Below are 1483 nucleotides of genomic sequence, written 5' to 3'. Positions count from 1 at the left end.
TGCTGTGATGTCTAGTGACTTCTTGGACTCGGAGTCCATTGACTTTTTGGACTCGGAGTCCAGTTAGTTTTTTGACGCGGAGTCTAGGAAGTTTATGGACAAGATGTCTAACGACTTTTTGGACTCTGGCTTCTTGACAATGTGGGGATGGCAATTCCCATTACTCTCCGCAAGAAGATAGCGGATTTCGATCCCATCCGTGAGGGCATCACGGTCCAGCAGTTCTGCAAGAACATCGGCGTATCGAAGCAGACGTACTACAACATCAAAGCACGTATCGCCGAACGCGGGCGGGCTGGCATCGTGCCGGATAGCACGGCACCGCTGAACCCGCGACGGGTCTACGATGACAAGATTCGACAACAGGTCCTGCAAGCTCGCGGTACGTTACAAGCCCGCGGCCAAGACTGCGGCCCATGGTCAATCTTCTACTTCTTCCTCGACGAACTCGGCTACGAACAACCACCGTCACGAGCTTTAATCGCACAATGGTTGCACGAGGCTGGCGTCGCTGACATCAATGCACGTAAACGACCGCGTAAGTCCTACAGGCACTTTGCCAGGGGCGAAGTCAATGAACTGTGGCAGATCGATGCGTTTGTCTACAGACTCTTCGATGCGCCTCACACGCAAGTGACTATCTACCAAGTTATCGACGATGCCAGCCGCTTCGACGTCGGCTCCCGAGCTTTTGGAACTCCAGAAAACGGCACCGATGCCCGCATCACGCTGCGTGGAGCCATTGATGCTTATGGACTTCCCCAAGAAGTCCTCTCTGACAACGGTGATGCCTTTGCTACCTACCATCGCGGCCGGCTGTCGCAAACCGAACGCTGGCTCGCCAGTCTGGGGGTTCAATCAAGTGCGGGTTTTGCTCCCACGACGCAAGGCAAAGACGAGCGATCGCACCAAACCATGACCAGGTTTTTGGATGCTCGTAGCCCGACGACGCTCGCGCAGGTCCAACAGTTGATTGTCGACTACCGCGACTTCTACAACACACGCCGTCGCCACCAAGGACTTCTTAGGGGCAAGATGCACATCACCCCAGCCCAAGCCTGGGAGATTATCTCGCATGCCCAGCCACCGACGCAGCCGATTGACCCAGATGTTTTATGGACGAAAATCGCGAGACAATATCACCGGATTCACCCCGACAACCAAGCAGATGCCTTAGCAGCCGACACAGTGGTCGCGACAGATAATGCCCTGGCTGAAGTTGCAGCTTCAGACAAGGCACCAGGTAACGACACAAAGGCGATCCAGCAAGACACACCCCATGCCGATTCCTCAACCGTAATGCCAAGCTCTACCAGTGTAAATGCACTCTGGCCTATCCCGGACAAGCTGTGGATCAACAAAAGCGGGGTGGTCCGCGTCATGGGACACGGCCTCTACGTCGGGCTGCGCTTTAAAAATCGAGCCATCTACAGCAGCGTAACCGATGACTATGCGGAATTTTTTACTGATCACGACGGTGAGA

At 54.7% G+C, this 1483-nt stretch carries 1 protein-coding gene; it reads left to right on the top strand.

Annotation, left to right across the window (positions count from 1 at the left end; genetic code table 11):
- Nucleotides 1–147: 147 nt before the first annotated feature.
- The coding region (locus HMPREF3153_RS09440; protein WP_070420666.1) for a DDE-type integrase/transposase/recombinase at nt 148–1483 on the top strand (1336 nt) is incomplete at its 3' end.

This window comes from Corynebacterium sp. HMSC06C06 (assembly GCF_001807295.1).
GTDB classification, from domain to species: Bacteria; Actinomycetota; Actinomycetes; order Mycobacteriales; family Mycobacteriaceae; genus Corynebacterium; species Corynebacterium striatum.
Note: the sequence above shows the minus strand (reverse complement) of the source record. Positions and strands in the feature narration are given on the sequence as shown.